This is a genomic window from Tropicibacter alexandrii, assembly GCF_003667315.2.
GTDB lineage: Bacteria > Pseudomonadota > Alphaproteobacteria > Rhodobacterales > Rhodobacteraceae > Tropicibacter > Tropicibacter alexandrii.
Map to the genome: position 1 here is coordinate 1 of NZ_RCTZ02000043.1, position 4,909 is coordinate 4,909.

7 protein-coding genes are annotated in these 4,909 nt (G+C 57.7%); 2 read left to right on the top strand and 5 right to left on the bottom strand.

Annotated elements, in window-relative coordinates; genetic code table 11:
• The 3 genes from D8Z78_RS24135 to D8Z78_RS24145 form a co-directional block, all read right to left on the bottom strand.
• Nucleotides 1-1,219, bottom strand: a 1,219-nt coding sequence (locus tag D8Z78_RS24135; protein WP_338064699.1) for a plasmid recombination protein, incomplete at its 3' end; no start/stop codon positions are given.
• 271 nt (nt 1,220-1,490) lie between these two features.
• A complete protein-coding gene (locus D8Z78_RS24140) occupies nt 1,491-1,781 on the bottom strand; it encodes a BrnA antitoxin family protein (RefSeq protein ID WP_119918575.1) in 291 nt (96 codons plus the stop codon).
• Nucleotides 1,778-2,065, bottom strand: a complete 288-nt coding sequence (locus D8Z78_RS24145) for a BrnT family toxin (RefSeq protein WP_204332703.1) — start codon at nt 2,063-2,065, stop codon at nt 1,778-1,780. Before D8Z78_RS24145 ends, D8Z78_RS24140 begins: the two co-directional genes overlap by 4 nt.
• A 296-nt stretch (nt 2,066-2,361) precedes the next feature.
• Between D8Z78_RS24145 and D8Z78_RS24150 the strand changes: the two genes are divergently transcribed.
• The gene (locus tag D8Z78_RS24150) at nt 2,362-3,369 is read left to right on the top strand and encodes a replication initiation protein (RefSeq protein ID WP_121634697.1); all 1,008 of its coding nucleotides are present in this window, start codon (nt 2,362-2,364) and stop codon (nt 3,367-3,369) included.
• Nucleotides 3,366-3,611, top strand: coding sequence for a hypothetical protein (locus tag D8Z78_RS24155; RefSeq protein ID WP_128910924.1), 246 nt, complete (start codon nt 3,366-3,368; stop codon nt 3,609-3,611). Before D8Z78_RS24150 ends, D8Z78_RS24155 begins: the two co-directional genes overlap by 4 nt.
• A gap of 5 nt (nt 3,612-3,616) precedes the next feature.
• On the opposite strand, the gene D8Z78_RS24160 is transcribed toward D8Z78_RS24155, so the two are convergent.
• On the bottom strand, nt 3,617-4,402 hold the full coding sequence (locus D8Z78_RS24160; RefSeq protein ID WP_128910925.1) for a hypothetical protein: 786 nt from the start codon (nt 4,400-4,402) through the stop codon (nt 3,617-3,619).
• A gap of 23 nt (nt 4,403-4,425) precedes the next feature.
• Nucleotides 4,426-4,647, bottom strand: a complete 222-nt coding sequence (locus D8Z78_RS24165) for a hypothetical protein (RefSeq protein WP_128910926.1) — start codon at nt 4,645-4,647, stop codon at nt 4,426-4,428.
• Between the last annotated feature and the right edge of the window lie 262 nt (nt 4,648-4,909).

The window sequence follows — 4,909 nt, forward strand, 5'->3', positions numbered from 1 at the left end:
AAGCCGGGATTGCCTCACCCAGCCATGCTGATGCCTCATCGAGGACGGACAGGATCGCATGTCCGAGGCCTCGCAACACCCCTTCGCGCTTTTCGACATCCTGCTCCCGATTTTCCAATACCTCCTCAGAGGCGCGCAGAGCGGCCTCTGAGGCCCTCAAGCGCGCCTCGCGCCCCTCGACAGCCAAAACACGCCTATCGGCCTCAGCGGCCCGCTCTGAGGCCCTGCGCGCCCCACCCTCAGCCCGGACCCGCTTCCGCTTAGCCACCTCGGCCCGGTCTTCCAGGGTTTTGACCTCGCCCGTGAGACGGTCATGCTTGGCCTGGAGCGCCTCCAGCTCACCTTGGCGGGCTTCGAGATCCCGGACACGGTCCGAGAGCCGATCGCGATAGACCCGCAGCCGCTTGACCTTGGCCGCGGTCAGCTCCCGATCCGCCGCTTCCGCCTCCAGCTTGGCGACCCGGCCCTGCATCTCCTCGACCCGAGTCTCCAACTCTGGGAGATCCGCCTGAAGGGCCTCCCGTTTCTGTTCGAGAGCTTGGATCTCCAGCGGCAGATCGTGATGCAACTGGCGCACCGACTTGTGGACCGTGGCGGCGTAATCCTCCCCCGCGGCCAGCCGGTCATATTTGCGATTACCGCGCTCGATGCCTTCGCAGTGACGGGACATGACCTCGAAGACCAGATCCTGCAGCTCGATCATCAGAGCGGGCCGTGTAGCCTTGGCCAGAGGGATCCCGGCCCGGTTACAGGCCCGGAGTTCGAAATGGGCGTGGATGGCGCTTTCATCGCAATGGACCATCAGCGCCTCCAGGGATGTGTCCAGCCGTTCCGCGACGGCCTGCGCGAGTTCCCGGAAGGCCGCATCCTGCTGTTCGATGGTGAGCGCCAGGAACATCTCCTGGGCTTCCGTCCCGAAGGTCACGATCCCCGCAGTGACCACAGCCGCGTTGCTCTTCATGGCTCTTTTGGCCCCACGGGCTGTCCGGAGCGCCAGAACCTCATCCCTGATCTGCGAGACAGGGCGGGGTTCCATCAGGGGCCTGTTCAAGCTTTTCCGAGCAGGATCCACGTATTTGGGCTGAGGGCCAATCCGGAAATCATGGCGTCTCTGGCCATAAGCCTGGGACAGGGACTTTCCCTCCAGCCGCACGGAAGCGGCGCGGGGGTTCCCACCGGTGAGATCTTCGGGGCGAATGTTCAGGGGTTCGGTGCTCATACCCCCAAAGATCGCCGACCCACATGAAAATCCAAAATCCGGACTTTCGAAAATCCCTGTTCATGATAGGATAATCGAATAACAAAATGGCAAATTATCGTTTATTCATAACCTACTAGCCATAAACACCCCCCCGATGGGGTCTGTTTATGGCTCTCCGGCGAAGAGGGTTGCTGCGCCCCTCTTTCGAAACTCCCAACCGAAGGGACCAGCCCCTTTCGAAACCCCAGAGCCGGACATGGTCCGGACAGAATGGCCGCATTCTGCACCTTCAAAGCCCCGCAGCTTCCCGGAGTGCGTCGTTCATCCGGGTTTGCCACCCCGGACCGGACGCCTTGAACCGAGCCACGATCTCCGGATCGAGCCTCAGCGACACCGCCACCTTTGGGTTCTCCGCCTTAGGACGGCCCACAGCGTTTCTGCGCATGGCTTCCGCCAAGGCTGGAAACACCTCAGCAAACGGCTTGGCTTGGCTGATCTGCTCATCCGTGACTTCTGGCGCTTCCGGATCGCTGGCGATCATTCGCTGGATCTGCTCTTCGGTCAGGTGCTTTCGGGTCATAGCAGGGTCCTCTCCTTCCGACTGGCAGGGCGCATCGAGATCACGGACACCCCTTCGATGCCCAGGGTGGCAAACACCACAGCGATCGTCCCATCCGCGAGATGCCCTATCGCCATGTGCCGATCGTCTCTCGCGGGAACCACGACCGAAGCCAGAAAGAACCCCTCATCGAGGTCACCGAAATCCAAGCCATGCTTGGCGAGGTTCGCTTGGCGCTTTGGCTCATCCCAGACGATCATCAACATAATTTTCGTATATACGAAAACAAGGCCATTATCAAGCATCGCCAACCCCTCTCTCCCAGCACGGCCAGAAATTGGCCGATCAGCCGACCATGAGGGGTGAAGTTTCGCTGAGTGTCGGGTGTCGAGTGTCGCGTGTCGCTTCGCTCCCCTCGACACCCGACACTGACACTGGGGGGCTAAAAATGGAGGTCCCGGAGGGTAAAAATGTAGATGCCGGAGGGTATGAATGGAGGTCCGGGAGGGTATGAATGGAGGTCCGGGAGGGTATGAATGGAGGTCCGGGAGGGGCGTATGGAGAGTTGACTATGGAGCAAGCAAACTTGTAACCTCCACTGATGAGGGAAATCACCGTTCCATCCAGCGCCGTCGCGCTCCGATCCGAAACGCCCCTGACGCCCGCCATGGTGTCGGCGGTCTGGGAAATCGCAGCCGCGCTGGACGAACAGCGCGTGCCCGCGACCGTTCCCAATTCCGTATGGCTGGAGGTGCCGACCCTACGCCTCCGGGGGGAGGGCAGCAGGGCCGACAATGTCTGGCTGCGGCAGTGCCTGGAGCGGCTGACTGGGGTGAAGCTGTCCGGAGAGCATCGCGGCGATCCTTGGGGGGCCGTCGTCCTGGCCGAATGGCACATCACCGAGGGCGGCAGCATGGCGCGCCTGCTGATCCCGCCCGCCGGGGTTCACGCCCTCCGCAGCCCGGCCAACTTCACGAAAATCGAGGCTGCAGCTGCTCACCGGCTGACCGGCCACGGACGGCAGCTCTACGCTCTCCTCGCAGACAAAAAACGCCTCGGGCGCCCTTACTGGATCTTCGACCTGGCCGAGCTGCGCGCGCTCATGGGAGTTGATGATCGCACAGCGTACGACGTTTGGGGACAGTTCAGCCGATGGGTCCTCAAGCCCGCCATCGACGCGATCAACGACTACGGCACGGTCACGGTCAAGATGACCCCGGAAAAGCGCGGCCGATCAGTCCATGCCGTCCGCTTTGACTGGCATTGGAAGGACCCGCACGAAGCCTCGGAAACCGCGGCCGAAAACGACCGCCACAGCGCCGCGCGTCGAAAAGCACAGGAAACCTCCGGAGCTCCGCCGATCATCGAAGACACGCCTCAGGGTGATCCGGCCCGGGAGTGGTGGAATGGGCTGACGAACGCAGAACGGGAGATCTGGGGCGACAGGGCGGGCCGGACATTCGAGGCCGGAGGGCGCCAGATCACCCGGAACGAGCGCGATTTGGCCCGTGCCGCCTATGATATTTTCACCACAGATCCCCCTGGGAGCCAGTCGAAAACACGGAAAATTCCAGAGACCGTCCATTTGGAACGAGACAAGACCCCATGAGATACACTCTCGGACAGGCGGCAAAAGCCACCGGAAAGAGCAAGACGACAATCCAGAGGGCCGTCTCGACCGCGCCGCTGGTGGCAGTGGTGATGCGTGATAACCACGGGAACCGCGTACGCACCTGTTGCGGTGGCCGAACCGGCGTGTCGCAGGCGAACAATCGCACCACCCATAAAATCTTCACCATAACCCTGTGCCGGCTTCATTTCGTGAATTCGGCACAGGGTTGCGAAGCATAATGAAGTCAATAACGCTCCAGAGCGTCCCTCAGATTCTGCGCGCCAAACCTATCGACCAATCTGTCCAGCTCTATAAATATATCACCGCTGTATTCGGACGACAGCTGCTGATCATTTTCGCCCGCAATAGTGTAGTCACAAAATCTTGGCTTAGAATAAGGATTTCCAGATATCACGCCCCTATCAGGTATCACTTCATTATTCGGCCGCAAAATATTTATGGGATTTCCCTCCCATATTTCACCATCACTTGTTATAATGGACGTTACTGTAATATATACTCCACCCCTAACTCTGAACCCCCTTGGCACACCTATTCCCCAAGAAAAAGTACCGAGCAGTGGCGCTCCGAGTTGCCCCTCAACAACAAGTCTTTGAAAACTTCCAAAGCCTCCAAAAGAGTCAATGGTTGCGACCACCACTTCAGCGGATAAAATACTTTCAGAATCAAAATCAAACTCGATAATAGCACTTGGTGTGCTTGGATGGTAAACACAGTCTGTCAACTCTCTATCGCCTGCAACTTGAACCTCTCCATACACACGATTCATCCCCGCCTCATCGAGCATAAATACCCTCGCGCTATGAATTTGTGCTGGCGCGCCAATCGCTTCAACCGCGCGAACCTCATGCAAAGTTGCCGAAAGATTGTATTCATTATTTAAAAGCAAATTAACCGGCACTGAGTTATTAAAATCTTCCCCCAATACTGGCCCAGAGGTGATTAATGTTGCCACTGAAATGGGCAGTATGTATTTCATCAAACCACCAACTTTTAATCCGTTTTTCATTTTTTCACCACCACAGCACTGTATCATGAACCGAATTGTGAAGCGGGACCAACCCATGCGACAAAACCCTCAGGTATTTTATCTGGCCCGGTAACCTCTGTACAAAAATCAATTCTCCATGCATCACCCATAGATGACTTTGCCATGGAAGAAGCGTCTTTCTCTGATTCAGCGTAGAAAAATCCAATTTTTATTGGCTCTACATCTTCAGTATTTTCGAACACTTCAATTTTCCACAATTTCATCTTCTTCTCCACAGGTGATCATCTGTCCTTCACACTATCAAAAAAATTATCTCATCATAGATCAAAATGCCAAAGCAATCGAATGAGCTAGAACCCTGGCCCTTCATCCTCGAGATCGTATCTCTCCGGCTCCGGCCTGAGCCGTTCGAGCGCCCTACGCAGGGCCGGCACGGCATCCCGGACAGAAGCCGGGATTGCCTCACCCAGCCATGCTGATGCCTCATCGAGGACGGACAGGATCGCATGTCCGAGGCCTCGCAAC